Source organism: Aquincola tertiaricarbonis, assembly GCF_023573145.1.
GTDB lineage: Bacteria > Pseudomonadota > Gammaproteobacteria > Burkholderiales > Burkholderiaceae_C > Aquincola > Aquincola tertiaricarbonis_B.
Genome location: NZ_CP097636.1, coordinates 3263943 through 3280058 on the forward strand (window position 1 = coordinate 3263943; position 16116 = coordinate 3280058).

Below are 16116 nucleotides of genomic sequence, written 5' to 3' on the forward strand. Positions count from 1 at the left end.
GCGGCTTCTAGAATGGTTTGGTGTCTGAACGCCTCGACGTCCTCCCCCAGTACCTGCTGCCCAAGCAGGCCCTCACCCGCTTCGCCGGCCGCGTGGCCTCGGCCCAGGCCGGTGGCACCACCACCGCGCTGATCCGCTGGTTCATCGGCAAGTACGGCGTGAACATGGCCGAAGCCGCCGACCCTGACCCGGCGCACTACCCCAGCTTCAACGAGTTTTTCACCCGCGCCCTGAAGCCCGGCGCTCGCCCGCTGGCCGATGCCGACTGGGTGTGCCCGGTGGACGGCGCGATCAGCCAGTTCGGCGACATCCAGCGCGACCAGATCTTCCAGGCCAAGGGCCATGCCTACAGCACCACCGCGCTGGTGGGCGGTGATGCCGCGCTGGCCGCGCAGTTCGAGCACGGCCACTTCGCCACCATCTACCTCAGCCCCAAGGACTACCACCGCATCCACATGCCGTGCGAAGGGCGGCTGCGGCGCATGATCCACGTGCCCGGCGACCTGTTCTCGGTGAACCCCACCACCGCCCGCGGTGTGCCGGGCCTGTTCGCCCGCAACGAGCGCGTGGTGTGCGTGTTCGACACGCCGCACGGCCCCTTCGTGCAGGTGCTGGTGGGCGCCACCATCGTGGGCAGCATGGCCACCGTGTGGCACGGCGTGGTCAACCCGCCGCGCACCGGCCAGTTGCGCGAGTGGACCTATGCCGATGGCCAGGTGACGCTGGCCCAGGGCGCCGAGATGGGCCGCTTCCTGCTGGGCAGCACCGTGGTGCTGCTGTGGCCGCGCGGCACGCTGCGCTTCAACCCGGTGTGGGCGCCGGCCGGCCCGGTGCGCATGGGCCAGCCAATGGCCAGCAAGGCCGGAGCCGGCGCGTGAGCCCACGGCCGCCGCGCACCGAGCAGCAGGTGCGCGCCGACCTGGCGGCGGCCTTTCGCCTGGCCGCACTCAACGGCTGGGACGACACCATCTACACCCACCTCTCGGCCAGCGTGCCGGGAGAGCCGGGGCACTACCTCATCAACACCTTCGGCCAGCTGTTCGAAGAAGTGACCGCCAGCAGCCTGGTGAAGGTGAACCAGCGCGGCCAGGTGGTGGACGGCAGCGGCCGACCGGTGAACCCCAGCGGCTTTGCCATCCACGGCGCGGTGCATGCGGCCCGGCCCGAAGTGGCATGCGTGATCCACCTGCACACCCCCTGGGGCGTGGCGCTGAGCATGCTGCCCGAGGGCCTGCTGCCCACCAGCCAGTACGCGATGCGGCTGCACGGCCGGCTGGGCCGCCATGCCTACGAAGGCCTGGCGCTGGGCGCCGAAGAGCAGCAGCGGCTGGCCGCCCGGCTGGGCGCGCTCGACGGCCTGATCCTCGACAACCACGGTGTGTTGACCGTCGGCCGCACCGTGGCCGAAGCCTTCATGCTGATGCACCTGCTGGAGCGCGCCGCCCAGGCCCAACTGCGCGCTCAGGCCGGTGCACGCGCCGGCATCCAGGTGGTGAGCGACGCACTGGCCCAGCGCACCTGGCGCGAGTGGGTGGGCAACGGCCAGGAATGGGACGGCGACCTCGAATGGCCCGCGCTGCTGCGCCGCCTGGACCGGCTGTCGCCCGGCTACGCCGACTGAAGCTTCAACCTCAAGGAGATCCTCATGCCCACCATCCGCGTCGAGATGTTCGAAGGCCGCACGCTCGAGCAAAAGCGTGCCTTCGCCCAGGCCCTGACCGAAGCCACCGTGCGCACCCTGGGCGCCAGCCCCGATTCGGTCGACGTGGTGATCACCGAAGTGGCCCGCCACAACTGGGCCACCGGCGGCCAGCTGTGGAGCGACAAGGCAGCCTTCACACCGCCCGCGCCGGAGGCGGCGCCGCTGGCGGATTGACGCCCGCTGCCTTAGGCTCAGCGTCATGAGCACACGCGAACTCAAGCTGGATCTGCCCGAGCGTCTGGCCAACGACGCTGAAGCGGCCGGGCTGTTGACACCCAAGGCCATGACGCGGCTGCTGAAGGAAGAGATGCGTCGACAGGCCGCTCAGCAATTGCTCGCAGGTGCCGCACGTGCCACGGCAGGCGGCAGCCGGCCGCGGTCGCTGCGGCAACTGCAGGCCGAGGTCGATGAGGTACGCCAAGCCCAGCGGCCGGGGGTCCCCGGCACGCAGCGGTGATACCGCCACGCGCAGTACTCGACACCAACATCGTGGTTTCCGCCCTGCTGTGGCAGGGCTACCAGGCCGCATCGCTCAACGGGTGCATGCTGTGCCGCTGCCGTGCCCCGTCAGCCGCGACGGCGATGATGACGCCGTGTTGGCCTGCGCAGCCGCCGGGCGCGCTGACATGATCGTGACCGGTGACGACGACCTGCTCGTGCTGAAGCACCACGGCGACTGCCGGATCCTCAAACCCAAGGACGCGCTGCGCGCGCTCTCGCTGCGCCATTGATCCAGACGCTGAGGCGCCGGGCCCACACCCGGCGTGACGGCTTGCACGGCAAGCCGCCGCCCGCGCCGGCTGCACCGGCGGCGGGTCGCCTTCCGGCCCTACATTCCCGCTCCTCGCAGCCTGCTTTTCGGGCTGCCACAGCCGTTGGGAAGTCGTCCATGTCGTGTTCTTTCTCGCCCCGCCTCCGCTCGGCCGCCGGCCTGGTGGTCGCGCTCACCGCCGGCGTTTCGGCGCAAGCCGCGGTCGTGGACCTCGGCGCCGCCGGCAGCTTCAACGCCTTCGTGTTCGGGTCCTTCAGCGGCGTCAACGGTGCCACCCAGGGCCCGCTGGCCGCGGGCGGCTCGGTCACCTTGTCGAGCTGGGCGGTCAATGCCAACGCCAGCAGCAACGTGGGCGGCTACGCCATGGTGGTGGGCGGCAGCTTCATGGGTGGCAACGGTTCGGTCAACGGTGGCAAGAGCTACGTCGGCGGCGCGGTGGCCGGCAACTTCACGCAGGGCACCGTGGACAGCGGCGCCTCGCCGGTCGACTTCACGGCCGCGGCCAGCCGGCTCAAGGGCCTGTCCACCACGGTGGCCACGGCCAGCAAGACCGGCAGCTACGCCACCCAGTACGGCGGCGGCTACTTCACCGGCACCGGTGCCGACGTGGAGGTGTTCAACCTCAGCGCGGCCGACTTCAGCAGCGCCGGCTGGTTCAGCACCGCCAACATCAAGCAGGGCGCGACGGTGATCGTCAATGTGGCGGGCAGCGCGCTGCAGATGAACGGCACGCTCAACCCCGGCCAGCTGGGCAGCAACGTGCTGTTCAACTTCTACGAAGCCTCGTCGCTGAGCCTCAGGAGCATCGACGCCAGCGTGCTGGCGCCCTTCGCGGCGGTGTCGGGCAGCAACGGCAGCCTCACCGGCACGCTGGTGGCGTCCAGCTTCCAGGGGCTGGGCGGCTACGGATTGCGCCAGGACACGTTCACCCCGGTGAGCATCATCACCGCCGTGCCCGAGCCGGGCACCTGGGCCTTGATGGCCGGCGGCCTGCTGGCCGTGGCCGCGCTGCGGCGGCGCCAGCGCAGCGCCTGAGGGACGCGCTAGCCAGGGTGCCGCGTCACCGCGGCGCCGGGCTCACACCACCGCGTCGGCCACGCCCGCGGCGTGGGCCTGCTGGTCGGCGTGGTAGCTGCTGCGCACCATCGCGCCCACGGCGGCGTGGGTGAAGCCCATCTTGTAGGCCTCTTCCTCGAACATCTTGAAGGTGTCGGGGTGCACATAGCGGCGCACCGGCAGGTGGTGGCCGCTGGGGGCCAGGTACTGGCCGATGGTGAGCATGTCGATATCGTGCGCGCGCATGTCGCGCATCACCTGCAGGATCTCTTCGTCCGTCTCGCCCAGGCCGACCATGATGCCGCTCTTGGTGGGCACGTCGGGCGCGAATTCCTTGAAGCGCTTGAGCAGGTTCAGGCTGTACTGGTAGTCCGACCCCGGGCGCGCTTCCTTGTAGAGGCGAGGCGCGGTTTCCAGGTTGTGGTTCATCACGTCGGGCGGCGCGGCCTTCAGGATCTCCAGCGCGCGGTCCATGCGGCCGCGGAAGTCGGGCGTCAGGATCTCGATGCGGGTTTCGGGCGACAGCGCGCGCGTCTGGCGGATGCACTCCACGAAGTGGGCCGCGCCGCCGTCGCGCAGGTCGTCGCGGTCGACGCTGGTGATGACCACGTACTTCAGGCGCAGCGCGGCGATGGTCTTGGCCAGGTTGGCCGGCTCATCCTCGTCCAGCGGGTCGGGGCGGCCGTGGCCCACGTCGCAGAAGGGGCAGCGGCGGGTGCACTTGTCACCCATGATCATGAAGGTGGCCGTGCCCTTGCCGAAGCACTCGCCGATGTTGGGGCAGCTGGCTTCTTCGCACACCGTGTGCAGCTTGTGCTCGCGCAGGATCTGCTTGATCTCGTAGAAGCGCGTGGTGGGCGAGCCGGCCTTGACGCGGATCCAGTCGGGCTTCTTCAGCACCTCGGCCGGCACGATCTTGATGGGGATGCGTGCGGTCTTGGCCTGCGCCTTCTGCTTGGCAGTGGGGTCGTAGGCGGTGGGCGAGGCGGCGGCGGTGGGCGTGGGCTGGGTCATGGGGTCAGTTGGGCGGCCAGGCGCTTGGCAAAGCGTGCGGCGGCCTCGCTCCAATCGGTAGAGATGCCGAGTCTAGCCAGATCGATGGTCTGCAGCCCGGCGTAACCGCAAGGATCGATGCCCAGAAAGGGCTGCAGGTCCATCGCGACATTGAGCGCGACACCGTGGTAGGTGCGGTGCTGGCTCACCTTGATGCCCAGCGCCGCGATTTTGCCAAGGCCGGTGAACGGGTCGGCGCCCGGCGCCGGGTCGGCGAGCCTGGCATGGCCGAAGGGGTCGGCCAGCTTGACGTAGATGCCAGGCGCGCCGCTCACCCGGTGGCCGGTGACGCCATAGTCGGCCAGCGTCTTGAGCACCGCCTGCTCCAGCCGGTAGACGTACTCCTTGACGTAGATGCCGAGCCGGCGCAGGTCGACCAGCGGATAGGCCACCACTTGGCCGGGGCCGTGGTAGGTGACCTGGCCGCCGCGGTTGGTGCGCACCACCGGGATGCCTTCGGGGCTGAGCACATGCTCGCTGCGGCCGGCAATGCCCTGGGTGTAGACGGGGTCGTGCTCACACAGCCACAGTTCGTCGGGCGTGTCGGCATCGCGTTGTTCGGTGAAGGCGCGCATCGCCGCCTCGGTGGCGGCATAGTCGACGCGGCCCAGGGTCTTGACGATCATGGTGCGCATTGGCCGGCCAGCGCCGGCAGCAGGAGAAACGCATGCCCTTCCGCCCTTCGATCCACCCGTTGCTCGGCGCCCTGGCCCTGCTGGCAGCCACCGCAGCCGGCGCCGCCGAGCCGGCGCTGACGCCCGCGCAGAAAGAGGCCCTGCAGGCGCGCCTGGAGGCGGCGGTGGTGGACCACGACCAGGGCCGGCTGCTGCAGGCGCGCGAGGCCTTCGAGGGCCTGGCCCGCGCGGGGCTGCCGGCGGCCGACTACAACCTGGCGGTGATGCACCTGAAGCGCGAGCTGCCCGGTGCCAGCAACGGCGAGGCGCTGCGGCTGATGCAGCGCGCGGCCGAGCACGGCTTCGTCACCGCCACCTACGGCATGGGCCGGCTGTACGAAACCGGCGACGCCGGCCGGCGCGACCTGGGCGAGGCCAGCCGCTGGTACCTGCGCGCGGCCGAGCAGGGCAGCGTGCCCGGCCAGGTGGAGATCGCCACCGCCTACTACCTGGGCCGTGGCGCCGCGCAGGACCTGCCGGCGGCGGCGCACTGGTACCGCGAGGCGGCCAAGGGCGGCGACGTGGGGGCGCAGTACATCCTTGCCTCGATGTACGAAACGGGCGTGGGCGTGACGCACGATCTGCGGTTGGCCCGTTACTGGTATGCCGTAGCGGCGGCCAGCGGCGACGAGGTGGCGCCGGCCAAGCTGCGCGAGATCGACGCGCGGCTGGCCGAACCGCCCCAGCGGCCGCCGGCCCCGGTCACAACACCACCTTGACCATCGGGTGCGTGGTCAGCGTGCGGTAGAGCTCGTCCAGCTGCTCGCGGCTGGTGGCGGTGACGGTGATGGTCACGCCCAGGTACTTGCCGCCCTTGCTGGGCCGCAGTTCCACGGTGCTGGCGTCGAAGTTGGGGTCGAACTGCTCGGCCACCTGGGTGACCGCGTGCACGAAACCGTCCACGTTCTCGCCCATCACCTTGATGGGAAAGGCGCTGGGGTACTCGATCAGCGATTGTTCGGGCGGGATGGGCTGCATGGTGGCGGTACTCATCGCAAAGACAAGGGGTGGCGCCGCCCGATTGCAACCGCGCAGCGCGGGCCGCGGTCAGACGGACTGCAGCTTCTTGGCGTTCTGGTAGGCCTCATACAGGCGGGCGTACACCGGGCCGGGCTTGCCGCGCAGCGCGCCGTGGCCCACCTCGGCGCCGTCGATGCGGGTGACCGGCAGCACCTCCTTGGTGGCCGAGCTCAGCAGCACCTCGTCGGCGCCCAGCACCTCGGCCTCGGCCAGCGGGCGCAGGTTGTAGGCGATGCCGCATTCTTCGCACAGCTCGCGCAGCAGCTCGTAGCGGATGCCTTCGAGCAGGTGCTCGCTCTTGGGCGGGCCCAGCAGCGCGCCTTCCTTCACGACCCAGACGTTGCTGCTGCTGGCTTCGGTCAGCCAGCCGTCACGGAACATGATGGTCTCGGTGGCGCCCTGGTCGGCCGACACCATGCGCGCCAGCACGCTGCCCAGCAGCGAGGTGCTCTTGATGTCGCCGCGCTCCCAGCGGAAGTCGCGGGCGGTGATGCAGGCCACGCCCTGGTGGCGCGCCTCGGCGCTGGCCTGCTTCAGCTCGTTGGTCATCATGAACACGGTGGGCACCGGCTCGGCCGGCACCACGTGGTCGCGCATCGCCACTCCGCGCGTGACCTGGATGTACACCACCTGCACCTCGGCCGGATGGTCCTGCACCAGGCGGCGGGCGGTGGCCAGCCAGCGCGCCTCGTCCATCGGGTTGGGAATGCGCAGCTTGGCCAGGCTGCGGCCCAGGCGGGCGATGTGCTCGCTGAAGCGGAACAGGCGGCCGCCGTAGACGGGGATCGCCTCGTACACGCCGTCGCCGAAGATGAAGCCGCGGTCGAGCACCGAGACCTTGGCGTCGCACAGGCGCGTGTACTCGCCGTTCAGGTAACACAGGGTTTCGGGCAGCGCGATCATGGCTTTCTCCGCGGCGACTTCAGGCTGCACCTTACTTGATCCAGAGGCGCAGCGCGTCCCAGGCGCGGCCCAGCAGGCCCGCCTGTTCCACCGGCTCCAGCACCACCAGGGGCACTTCGGCCAGCGGCGCGCCGGCGGCGGTGCTCACCTTCAGCGTGCCCACGCGCTGGTTCTTGGTCAGCGGCGCCACCAGCGGGTCGGTGCGCTCCACCTTGGTCTGCAGCTTGTCGCCTTCGCCGCGCGGGAGCGTCACGTACACGGCGCCGGCCGCGCCCAGCTTGGCTTCACGCTGGGTGCCCTTCCACACCTCGGGCGTGGCGATGGGCTTGCCTTCTTCGAACAGGCGCACCGAATCCCAGGCGCTATAGCCCCAGTTCAGCAGCTTCTGGCTCTCGGTGGCGCGGGCTTCCTTGGAGCCGGTGCCCATCACCACGCTCAGCAGGCGGCGCTTGCCGTTGGGCATGTCGCGCTGGGCGCTGGCCACCAGGCAGTAGCCGGCGGCGTCGGTGTAGCCGGTCTTCATGCCGTCCACGCTGGGGTCGCGGCCCAGCAGCAGGTTGCGGTTGTCCTGCTTGATCTTGTTGAAGGTGTAGCTGCGCACCGAGTAGTACGGGTAGTACTCGGGGAAGTCGCGGATCACGTGCGAGGCCACCACCGCGATGTCGCGGGCGCTGGTGCGGTGGCCGGCTTCGGTCATGCCGGTCACGTTCTTGAAGCTGGTGTTCTTCAGGCCCCAGGCCTGGGCCTGGCGGTTCATCATGCCCACGAAGGCATCCACCGAGCCGGCCACGCCTTCGGCCAGCGCCACCGAGGCGTCGTTGCCCGACTGGATGATCATGCCGCGCAGCAGCTCGTCGACCTTGGGCGTCATCGTGGTGTCGATGAACATCAGCGACGGGTCGCCCTTGCGCTCATCCCAGGCCCGCTTGCTCACCGTCAGCGTCTGCTCCAGCGTCAGCTTCTTCTCGCGCAGCGCGGTGAACACCACGTAGGCCGTCATCAGCTTGGTCAGCGAGGCCGGGTCGGTGGGTGTGTCGGCGTCGCGCTCGGCCAGCACCTGGTTGCTGGTCAGGTCGAGCAGGATGTAGTGGCGGGCCGCCAGTTCGGGCGGCTGGGGCGCCTGGGCCCAGGAAGAAACGGTGCAGGCCACGGCCAGCACGAAGGCAAACAGTTTTTTCATTCGGAGAGCGAAAAGGAGAAAAAGCGTCGTTGGCAGGCGTCAGGCGGCAGCCAGGTGCCGCACCACCAGCGACTTGAGCAAGGGCAACTGCCCATGGAAGAAGTGGCCGACACCGGGCACCACCACCACGGGCAGCGACTGCGGGCGGGCCCAGTCCAGCGTGGCCTGCAGCGGCACCACGTCGTCGGCTTCACCGTGGATGACGAGCGTGCCTTCGGGCACCGTTGCCACCTCGAAGTTCCGTGTCGCCGGCCCCACCAGCACCAGGCCGTCGGCCGGTGTGCCTTGCGAGGCCAGGCGCGCGGCGGCCTGCGACGCCACGTAGCCGCCGAAGGAAAAACCGGCCAGCCACAGCGGCAGCGCCGCATCCCGGTAGGCGGCGATCACGGCCAGCGCGTCGTCCACCTCGCCCTGGCCGGCATCCCAGGCACCGGCCGATTCACCGATGCCGCGGAAATTGAAGCGCACGGTGCGCAGGCCCTGCTGCAGGCCGGCGCGGGCCACCGTCTGCACCACCTTGTTGTCCATGGTGCCGCCGTGCAGCGGGTGGGGGTGGCACACCACCATCACGCCGCGCACCGCCTCGGCCGGCTCGTCGATCGCGCACTGAAGCACGCCGGCCGGGCCGGCGATGGACGCTCGCTGGGTTTGGGAATTCACGTTGTCGGGGCAGCCGCGGGTTCAGCGGCCGACGTTGGGCGGCAGCACCAGGCGCTCGACCACTTCGCCGCCCTTGAGGTGATGCTCGACGATCTCGTCGATGTCGGATTCGTCCACGAAGGTGTACCAGGTGCCTTCGGGGTAGACCACGGCCACCGGGCCACCGGCGCAACGGTCCAGGCAGCCGGCCTTGTTCACCCGCACACCACCCGGGCCGGCCAGGCCGGCGGCCTTGACCTGGCTCTTGCAGCGGTCGAAGCCGGCCTGGGCCGCATGCTGCGCACAACTGTCTTCGCCGTTTTCGCGCTTGTTCAGGCAGAAGAAGATGTGGTGCCGGTAATAGTTCATACCCTGATTGTAGGCAGCGGCCGCCACCGCGAACCTGTCGATCGCCGGGCCGGCGGTCGGGACTTGGATGCAAATGCGAAGCGTTCGCATAACATGCCGGCATGAACAAGCGTCGTTTCCTGGGCCTGGCGGCCGTGGCCGCCACCGTGCCCGCCTGGCCATTGCATTCCTGGGCGCAGGCCACGCCCACGGCTGATTTTGCGAGCGTGGTGCGCCACTACGCGGTGCTGGTGAGCGCCGGCTATGAAGACACGCTGGCCGCCGCGCTGGAGCTGCAGGCCGCCATCGGCAGCTTCACGAAGCAGCCCAGCGCCGAAGGCCTGGACGCCGCCCGCAAGGCCTGGCTGGCCGCGCGCGAGTGGTACGGCCAGACCGAGGCCTTCCGCTTCTACGGCGGCCCGATCGACGACGACAAGGGGCCGGAAGGCCGGCTGAACGCCTGGCCGATGGACGAGGCCTTCGTCGACGGCACGCGCGACCGGCCCAATGCCGGCATCGTCAACGAGAAGAAAGTGGCCATCACCAAGGCCTACCTCAGCCGCATGAACGAGCGCGGCGGCGAAGAGAACATCGCCACCGGCTGGCATGCCATCGAGTTCCTGCTGTGGGGCCAGGACTTCAACGACAACGGGCCCGGCGAGCGCAGCTTCGAGGACTTCGTCGACGGCAAGAAGCCGAATGCCGATCGCCGCCGCCGCTACCTGGCGGTGGTGACCGAGCTGCTGATCGACGACCTGCGCTTCTTGACCAAGGCCTGGCAGCCGGGCGTCAAGGGCAACTACCGCGCGCGCTTCGAGGCGGGCGGCCGTGAATCGGTGCGCAAGATCATCGTCGGCCTGGGTTCGCTGTCGCGCGGCGAGCTGGCCGGCGAGCGGCTGGAGGTGGCGCTGAACACGCAGGACCAGGAGGACGAACACTCCTGCTTCTCCGACAACACCCACCGCGACGCGGTGACCAATGCGCTGGGCATCGAGAACGTGTGGCTGGGCCAGTACCGCCGCCGCGACGGCAGCACGCTGCAAGGTCCGTCGCTGCGCGACCTGGTGCAGGCCAAGGACGCGGCGGTGGCCGAGCGCACCACGCGGCAGATCTCGCAATCGGTGGCCGCCGCGCGCGAGATCCGCGCACCCTTCGACCGCGAGATCCTGGGCGACGACAACGCGCCCGGCCGCCGCCGCATCAAGACGGTGATCGACAGCCTGGTGCAGCAGTCCAAGGACCTGGTGGCCGCCGCCTCGGCGGTGGGCATCACGCAATTGACGCTGGTGAACCCGTGAAGGCGTTGCTGCTGGCCGCGCCGGGCGCGCTGGTGCTGGTACTGGCGGCGGGCCTGCCCGCGCAGGCAGGGCCGGGCGCTGGCCCTGCGAAGGCCGCCAGCGCGCCTGCGGGCGACCAACGCGCCGCCACCGCCGGTGCGGCCACGGTGTACGCCACCGGCCGCAATGCCTTCAGCTTCCCGGCCGCCAACCTCAGCGACGCGGAGCGCACGCGCTTCGTCATCGGCAACTCTTTCTTCCGCCGCAACTGGGTGGAGGCGCCTTCGTCCACCCAGGCGCGCGACGGGCTGGGGCCGCACTTCATCGCCCGCTCCTGCGGCGGCTGCCATGTGCAGGACGGCCGCGGCGCGCCGCCCGACTTTCGCAACGGGCTCAGCACCGAGCAGCCGGTGGCGCTGCTGATGCGCCTGTCGATCCCCGGCGTGGGCGAGCACGGCGCGCCCAACCCCCACCCGGTGTACGGCGACCAGTTGAACAACGCCGCGATCCGCGGCGTGAAGCCCGAGGGCCAGGTGCGCATCCGCACCACGCCCGTCAAGGGCCGTTTTGCCGACGGCACGCCCTTCGAGCTGCAGCAGCCCCACTACGAGATCGACCAGCTGGGCTACGGCCCGCTGGGCGAAGGCGTGATGATCAGCCCGCGCATCGCGCCGCAGGTCATCGGCATGGGCCTGCTGGAAGCGATTCCCGAGGCCGAGATCCGCGGCAACGCACAGCGCCAGGCTGCCACGCCCGGCCCCATCAAGGGCCAGGTGAACGAGGTGTGGGACGCCTTTGCCCAGCGCATGATGCCGGGCCGCTTCGGCTGGAAGGCCAACGTGGCCACCGTGGCGCACCAGACGGCGGGCGCCTTCATCGGCGACATGGGCATCACCTCCACGCCCTTCCCGACCGAGGCCTGCAGCACCACGCAATCCGACTGCGCGGCCGCGCCGCATGGCGGCAAGGACGGCGGCGTGGAGATCGACGACGAGACGCTGGCGCAGGTGGTCTTCTACACCGCCACGCTGGCGCCGCCGGCGCGCCGCCAGGTGAACGATGCGCAGGTGCTGCGCGGCGAGAAGCTGTTCAGCCAGCTGCAGTGCGCCGCCTGCCACCGCCCCAGCTACGTGACGGGCGACGCGGCGCTGGCTGAGCGCTTTCCGCACTTGTCCAGCCCGGCGCTCAAGGGCCTGGTGATCAAGCCCTACACCGACCTGCTGCTGCACGACATGGGCCCGGGGCTGGCCGACGGCCGCCCCGACTACGGCGCCAACGGCCGCCAGTGGCGCACGCCGCCGCTGTGGGGCATCGGCCTGATCCGCGACGTCAACGGCCACACCCGGCTGCTGCACGACGGCCGCGCCCGCGGTGTGCTGGAAGCGGTGCTGCGGCACGGCGGCGAGGCGCAGGCCAGCCGCGACGCGGTGCTGAAGCTCAACAGGCAGGAGCGCGAAGCCCTGGTCAAGTTCGTGGAGTCGCTGTGATGCTGCCAACCCCCTGGCCCCGCCCGCTGGCCACCGCCGCGCTGCTGATGGCCCTGGCCGCGCAGGCCGCGCCGGTATCCGACGTGGCCGTGCCCTTCTACACCCCGGTGAACGCGCTGGAGGCGTTGTACCGCCAGCACTACCAGCCGCAGGCCCAGGCCTTTGCCCAGGCCAGCGCGGCGCTGGTGCCGGCGCTTGAGCAGGGATGCGCTGCCAGCGGTGCCACCGCGCTGAACGACGCCCGCGCACGGTGGCGCGAAGCGATGCTGGCCTGGGAGCGGCTGAGCGCGGTGCAGATCGGCCCGCTGGTCGAGCGGCGCTCGGCCCGGCGCATCGACTTCCAGCCGGCGCGGCCGGAGCTGATCGCGCGCTCCGTCAAGGCGGCCCCGTCTGACGCCGACGGCATGGCCCGCGTGGGCTCGCCCGCCAAGGGCCTGCCGGCACTGGAACACCTGCTGTTCACCCAGCCCGCCGCGCCGGGCAGCGCCGAATGCCGCTTCGCTCAGGCGGTGGCCGCCGACCTGCGGCGCGAGGCCGACGCCATCCAGGCCGACTTCCAGGCCCTGGCCGGGCGTGAGTGGGACGAAGACGGCGAAGCCGCGTCCACGGCCTTCGGCGAGTTCATCAACCAGTGGCTGGGCGGCATCGAGCGGTTGCGCTGGGCCGACATCGAAAAGCCCATCCGCTCGGCCGAAGGCCGGCCGGTGGCCTACACCCGGCAGGCCGCTGCGGCCACCGCGCAGGCCTGGCATGCGCGCTGGCAGTCGCTGGCGGCCCTGAGCGCCGGCCCGGCGCGGCCGCTGGGCGAAGGCCTGGTGCCGGTGGAGGCCTACCTGCGCGGCCGCGGCCTCAACCCGCTGGCCGACGAACTGGCCGCCCAGGTGGCCCGCACCGGGCAGGCGATCGAGCGGCTGGGCAGCGGTGCCGCTCCCGCCCGCACCGAAGCGCCGCTGGCCGCCGCGCGCGAGTTGGGGGCGCTGAAGTCGCTGCTGGAAAAGCGCATTGCGCCTGCCTTGCAAGTCGCCCTTGGGTTCACGGATGCCGACGGTGACTGAACGTCTACCCCCAAGCTCGCTGCGCTCGCGCCCCCCCGAGGGGGAGCTCAGTCCCTTGGGGCGGCCCGGCGGGACTGAGGTGGGCCGGGGCTGGCGCCGCCGCCAGCTGCTGCAGGCTTTGGCCGCCCTGGGCGGCGCCGCTGCACTGCCCCGCCTGGCCGTGGCCGCGCCGGGCGCCACGCGCCTCTTCACCGCCTGGGACCTGCCCGATGGCCGCCACCAGCTGGGTTGCGTGCGCCTGTCCACCGCCGACGGCGCACCCTGCCAGGTGGAAGCGGTGATCGACGTGCCCACCCGTGCCCATGGCCTGTTGCCGCTGCCCGATGGCGGCGTGCTGGTGGCGGCGCGCCGGCCCGGCGAATGGCTGCTGCGCTGGCACCCGGCCCGGCCCACGCAGGCCCAGTGGCACTGGATGGACGGCGACCGCGCCTTCAGCGGCCATGCGCAGTGGCTGGACGGCCACTTCTACACCACCGAAAGCGACCTCGAAACCGGCGCCGGCCTGCTGTCGCGCCGCGACCCCCACACGCTGAAACGCCTGGCCGAATGGCCGACCGGCGGCACCGACAACCACATGCTGCTGGCCGACGGCCGTGGCCACCTGCTCGTGGCCAATGGCGGCGTGGCCACGCGGCCGGAAACCGGCCGCCTGAAGATCGACCTCGACGCGATGGATTCGTCCATCGTGCGCATCGCGGCCGCCAGCGGCCGCATCACCGGCCAATGGCGGCTGGACGATTCGCGGCTGAGCCTGCGCCACCTGGCCTGGCGCGGCCCCGACCTGGGCATCGCGCTGCAGGCCCAGCACGACGACCCCGCTGCCCAGCGGGCGGCGCCGGTGCTGGCGGTGCTGCGTGGCGCCCGGGCCGAAGGTGCAGAGCCCACGCTGGTGGCCCTGCCGACGCCGCAGCCACTGGGCGGTTACGGCGGCGACATCTGCGCCACGCCGGCCGGCTTCCACGTCAGCTGCCCGCGCGTGGATGCGGTGGCCACCTGGTCGGCCACGGGCGCGTGGCAAGGCACGCAGGCGCACGGCGAGGCTTATGCCCTGGCCGCCACCCACGGCACTGCGCTGGTGGCCGGCCCGGGCGGCTGGAAGGCGCTGGGCAATGCGCCCGCCCTGCACCCCTGGCAGGGGGAACGTGCGCCTGACAACCACGCCGCGCGGGCCGCCTGAAACACAAGATAACCACGGCGGCATGCCAACCTCTTTAAATGCGAACGATTCGCGTTTATAGTGGAGCCATGCAACACCACCTGACCCCGGTTCCTACGCCCTTCCGTGCCGACACCGGGTCGGCCGCCCACCACATGGCACCGCAATCGGTGCCGCCCCGCACGCTGACCAGCCGCACGCTGCTGGATGGCGCCAACGAGGTGCAGATCGAGCACTACGGCTCGGTCTACCGCCTGCGCCTGACGGCGCTGGGCAAGCTCATCCTCACCAAGTAGACGATCGGCCCCCAAGCTCGCTGCACTCGCGTCCCCCCGAGGGGGAGCGTTCAGCCTTGGGGCGGCCCGACGGCTGAACCATTCCTTCCACCCCAGGGCTGGCCGCCGCGCGCCCGACCACCAAGGTTGCCGATGCCAGCCCACCCCTTTCATGCCGACGACGACCTCGCCACGCTGGCATCGTCGCCGCTCTGCCACGTCAGCGCCTGCCCCGGCTGCGGCGTGGTGCACCTGAGCCTGCCTTCGCTCACGCTGCGCTTCGAGCCCGCTGCCTTCCACGAGGTGGCGCGGCTGCTGGGCCAGGCCTCACGGGCGCTGGGCGGTAACGGCGCTGTCGAGGCGCCACTGGCCGGCGAGGCCGCCGCCCACCCGGGCACGCCACCGCGCAGCGGTTGGCATTGACGGCAGCGGCTGGCATTGACGCCAGCCGGTGGCTTTGACGCAGCGGCCGGCCTTGCACCAGCCCGCCGGCTGAGCCTTGCCCGCACAGGCCCATGCCCGGGCGTGGCATGCGATGCTGCGCGCGAGTGGCGCTGGCGCGCCCTGGAGTCCGGCATGCCCGTCGTCCCTCGTCCGTTGTTCACCCCGCCCGGCCGATCTGTGGCCCGACCCCGCCGCCGCCTGTTGCGGGCCCTGGTGGCCGCACCGGTGGGCCTGCTGGCCGGCTGCGCCACCGCCACGCCGCGCACCAGCACCAGCGCCGGCGACCCCGCGCAGCGCCTGCAGGCGGCCCTGGCCACGCAGCCGCTGGTGCTGCTGGGCGAGGTGCACGACAACGCGGCCCAGCACCGCCTGCGTGCCGACGCGTTGGCACGCAGGCTGGCCAGCGGCGCCCGCCCGGCCTTGCTGATGGAGCAGTTCGACCGCGAGCGCCAGGCCGCCCTCGATGCGGCGATGGCCGCGCCCGGCGGGAATGCCGAGGCCAGGGCCGACGCGGTGATCGAAGCGGGCTGGCCGCAAGGCCGCGCCGGCTGGGACTGGACCTTCTACCGCCCCTTCATCACGCTGGCGCTGCAGCACAGGCTGCCGCTGGTGGCGGCCAACGTGTCGCGCACCGACACCCGGCGCATCGTGTCCGGCGGTCTGGCCGCGGCCGGCTTCGAGCCCGCGGTACCCGCCGACATCGCCCAGGCGCAGGCCGGCGCCATCGTGGCCAGCCACTGTGGCCAGGTGGATGAGCCGCTGGCCCGCCAGCTGATGCTGGCCCAGGTGGCCCGCGACCAGTTCATGGCGCGGCAGCTGGTGGCGCATGCCGCCACCGGCGCGGTGCTGCTGGCCGGCAACGGCCATGTGCGGCGCGACATCGGCGTGCCGCGCTGGCTGCCGCCCGAGTGGCAGCGCCGCAGCATGGCCATCGGCCTGCTGGAAGAAGGCGAGGCACCGGATGCGGCCTTCGACCTGGCCTTGTTCACGCCCGCTGCGGCACGCGGCGATCCGTGCGCCGGCATGGCCCGCATCCCGCAGCGGCCGGCGCCGGGCACCGCACGATAGAGGTGCG

Annotated in this window: 20 protein-coding genes; 13 read left to right on the forward strand and 7 right to left on the reverse strand. The window is 71.3% G+C overall.

Annotated features, from left to right (window positions below):
* The first annotated feature begins 20 nt into the window (after nucleotides 1–20).
* From asd to MW290_RS29425, 5 genes are all read left to right on the forward strand, one after another.
* The gene (asd, locus tag MW290_RS29405; RefSeq protein WP_250197892.1) at nucleotides 21–878 is read left to right on the forward strand and encodes an archaetidylserine decarboxylase; all 858 of its coding nucleotides are present in this window, start codon (nucleotides 21–23) and stop codon (nucleotides 876–878) included.
* Nucleotides 875–1621 (forward strand): class II aldolase/adducin family protein, encoded by a 747-nt coding sequence (locus MW290_RS29410; RefSeq protein ID WP_250197893.1) that lies wholly within the window; start codon nucleotides 875–877, stop codon nucleotides 1619–1621. Before asd ends, MW290_RS29410 begins: the two co-directional genes overlap by 4 nt.
* 24 nt (nucleotides 1622–1645) lie before the next feature.
* Nucleotides 1646–1876 carry a 4-oxalocrotonate tautomerase gene (locus MW290_RS29415; protein WP_250197894.1) on the forward strand — a complete coding sequence of 77 codons (231 nt, stop codon included), beginning with the start codon at nucleotides 1646–1648 and terminating at the stop codon, nucleotides 1874–1876.
* Nucleotides 1877–1901: 25 nt separating this feature from the next.
* Nucleotides 1902–2159, forward strand: a complete 258-nt coding sequence (locus MW290_RS29420) for a hypothetical protein (protein ID WP_250197895.1) — start codon at nucleotides 1902–1904, stop codon at nucleotides 2157–2159.
* Nucleotides 2160–2591: 432 nt separating this feature from the next.
* Nucleotides 2592–3509, forward strand: coding sequence for a collagen-binding domain-containing protein (locus MW290_RS29425; protein ID WP_250197896.1), 918 nt, complete (start codon nucleotides 2592–2594; stop codon nucleotides 3507–3509).
* A 42-nt stretch (nucleotides 3510–3551) separates the two neighbouring features.
* Here the strand turns inward: MW290_RS29425 and lipA are convergent, their stop codons facing one another.
* Together lipA and lipB are read right to left on the reverse strand one after the other, a co-directional pair.
* Entirely contained in the window at nucleotides 3552–4544 is a 993-nt protein-coding gene (gene lipA, locus MW290_RS29430; protein ID WP_250197897.1) for a lipoyl synthase, read from the reverse strand.
* Nucleotides 4541–5209 (reverse strand): lipoyl(octanoyl) transferase LipB, encoded by a 669-nt coding sequence (gene lipB / locus MW290_RS29435; RefSeq protein ID WP_250197898.1) that lies wholly within the window; start codon nucleotides 5207–5209, stop codon nucleotides 4541–4543. Before lipB ends, lipA begins: the two co-directional genes overlap by 4 nt.
* A 41-nt stretch (nucleotides 5210–5250) precedes the next feature.
* Between lipB and MW290_RS29440 the strand changes: the two genes are divergently transcribed.
* A complete protein-coding gene (locus MW290_RS29440; protein ID WP_250197899.1) occupies nucleotides 5251–5976 on the forward strand; it encodes a tetratricopeptide repeat protein in 726 nt (241 codons plus the stop codon).
* Here MW290_RS29440 and MW290_RS29445 read toward each other — a convergent pair.
* The 5 genes from MW290_RS29445 to MW290_RS29465 form a co-directional block, all read right to left on the reverse strand.
* Nucleotides 5960–6235: a YbeD family protein gene (locus tag MW290_RS29445; RefSeq protein WP_375142977.1), complete on the reverse strand. Its 276-nt coding sequence runs from the start codon at nucleotides 6233–6235 to the stop codon at nucleotides 5960–5962. The genes MW290_RS29440 and MW290_RS29445 overlap by 17 nt on opposite strands.
* 69 nt (nucleotides 6236–6304) lie before the next feature.
* Entirely contained in the window at nucleotides 6305–7180 is an 876-nt protein-coding gene (locus MW290_RS29450) for a D-amino acid aminotransferase (protein ID WP_250197901.1), read from the reverse strand.
* Between the two features lie 31 nt (nucleotides 7181–7211).
* A complete protein-coding gene (locus tag MW290_RS29455; protein WP_250197902.1) occupies nucleotides 7212–8360 on the reverse strand; it encodes a D-alanyl-D-alanine carboxypeptidase family protein in 1149 nt (382 codons plus the stop codon).
* 39 nt (nucleotides 8361–8399) lie between these two features.
* Nucleotides 8400–9020, reverse strand: coding sequence for an alpha/beta hydrolase (locus MW290_RS29460; RefSeq protein WP_250197903.1), 621 nt, complete (start codon nucleotides 9018–9020; stop codon nucleotides 8400–8402).
* Between the two features lie 21 nt (nucleotides 9021–9041).
* Entirely contained in the window at nucleotides 9042–9368 is a 327-nt protein-coding gene (locus MW290_RS29465) for a (2Fe-2S) ferredoxin domain-containing protein (protein ID WP_250197904.1), read from the reverse strand.
* A gap of 101 nt (nucleotides 9369–9469) precedes the next feature.
* Between MW290_RS29465 and MW290_RS29470 the strand changes: the two genes are divergently transcribed.
* The 7 genes from MW290_RS29470 (at nucleotide 9470) to MW290_RS29500 (ending at nucleotide 16109) form a co-directional block, all read left to right on the forward strand.
* Complete coding sequence (locus MW290_RS29470; protein ID WP_250197905.1) at nucleotides 9470–10645, forward strand: imelysin family protein; 1176 nt, start codon at nucleotides 9470–9472, stop codon at nucleotides 10643–10645.
* Entirely contained in the window at nucleotides 10642–12111 is a 1470-nt protein-coding gene (locus tag MW290_RS29475; RefSeq protein WP_250197906.1) for a di-heme oxidoreductase family protein, read from the forward strand. Before MW290_RS29470 ends, MW290_RS29475 begins: the two co-directional genes overlap by 4 nt.
* A complete protein-coding gene (locus tag MW290_RS29480; protein WP_250197907.1) occupies nucleotides 12111–13166 on the forward strand; it encodes an imelysin family protein in 1056 nt (351 codons plus the stop codon). Before MW290_RS29475 ends, MW290_RS29480 begins: the two co-directional genes overlap by 1 nt.
* A gap of 55 nt (nucleotides 13167–13221) precedes the next feature.
* Nucleotides 13222–14343 carry a DUF1513 domain-containing protein gene (locus MW290_RS29485; protein ID WP_250197908.1) on the forward strand — a complete coding sequence of 374 codons (1122 nt, stop codon included), beginning with the start codon at nucleotides 13222–13224 and terminating at the stop codon, nucleotides 14341–14343.
* Nucleotides 14344–14411: 68 nt separating this feature from the next.
* The gene (gene hemP, locus MW290_RS29490; RefSeq protein ID WP_250197909.1) at nucleotides 14412–14618 is read left to right on the forward strand and encodes a hemin uptake protein HemP; all 207 of its coding nucleotides are present in this window, start codon (nucleotides 14412–14414) and stop codon (nucleotides 14616–14618) included.
* A gap of 132 nt (nucleotides 14619–14750) precedes the next feature.
* A complete protein-coding gene (locus MW290_RS29495) occupies nucleotides 14751–15020 on the forward strand; it encodes a hypothetical protein (protein WP_250197910.1) in 270 nt (89 codons plus the stop codon).
* Nucleotides 15021–15173: 153 nt separating this feature from the next.
* Nucleotides 15174–16109, forward strand: a complete 936-nt coding sequence (locus tag MW290_RS29500) for a ChaN family lipoprotein (RefSeq protein WP_250197911.1) — start codon at nucleotides 15174–15176, stop codon at nucleotides 16107–16109.
* The last annotated feature ends 7 nt before the right edge of the window (nucleotides 16110–16116 follow it).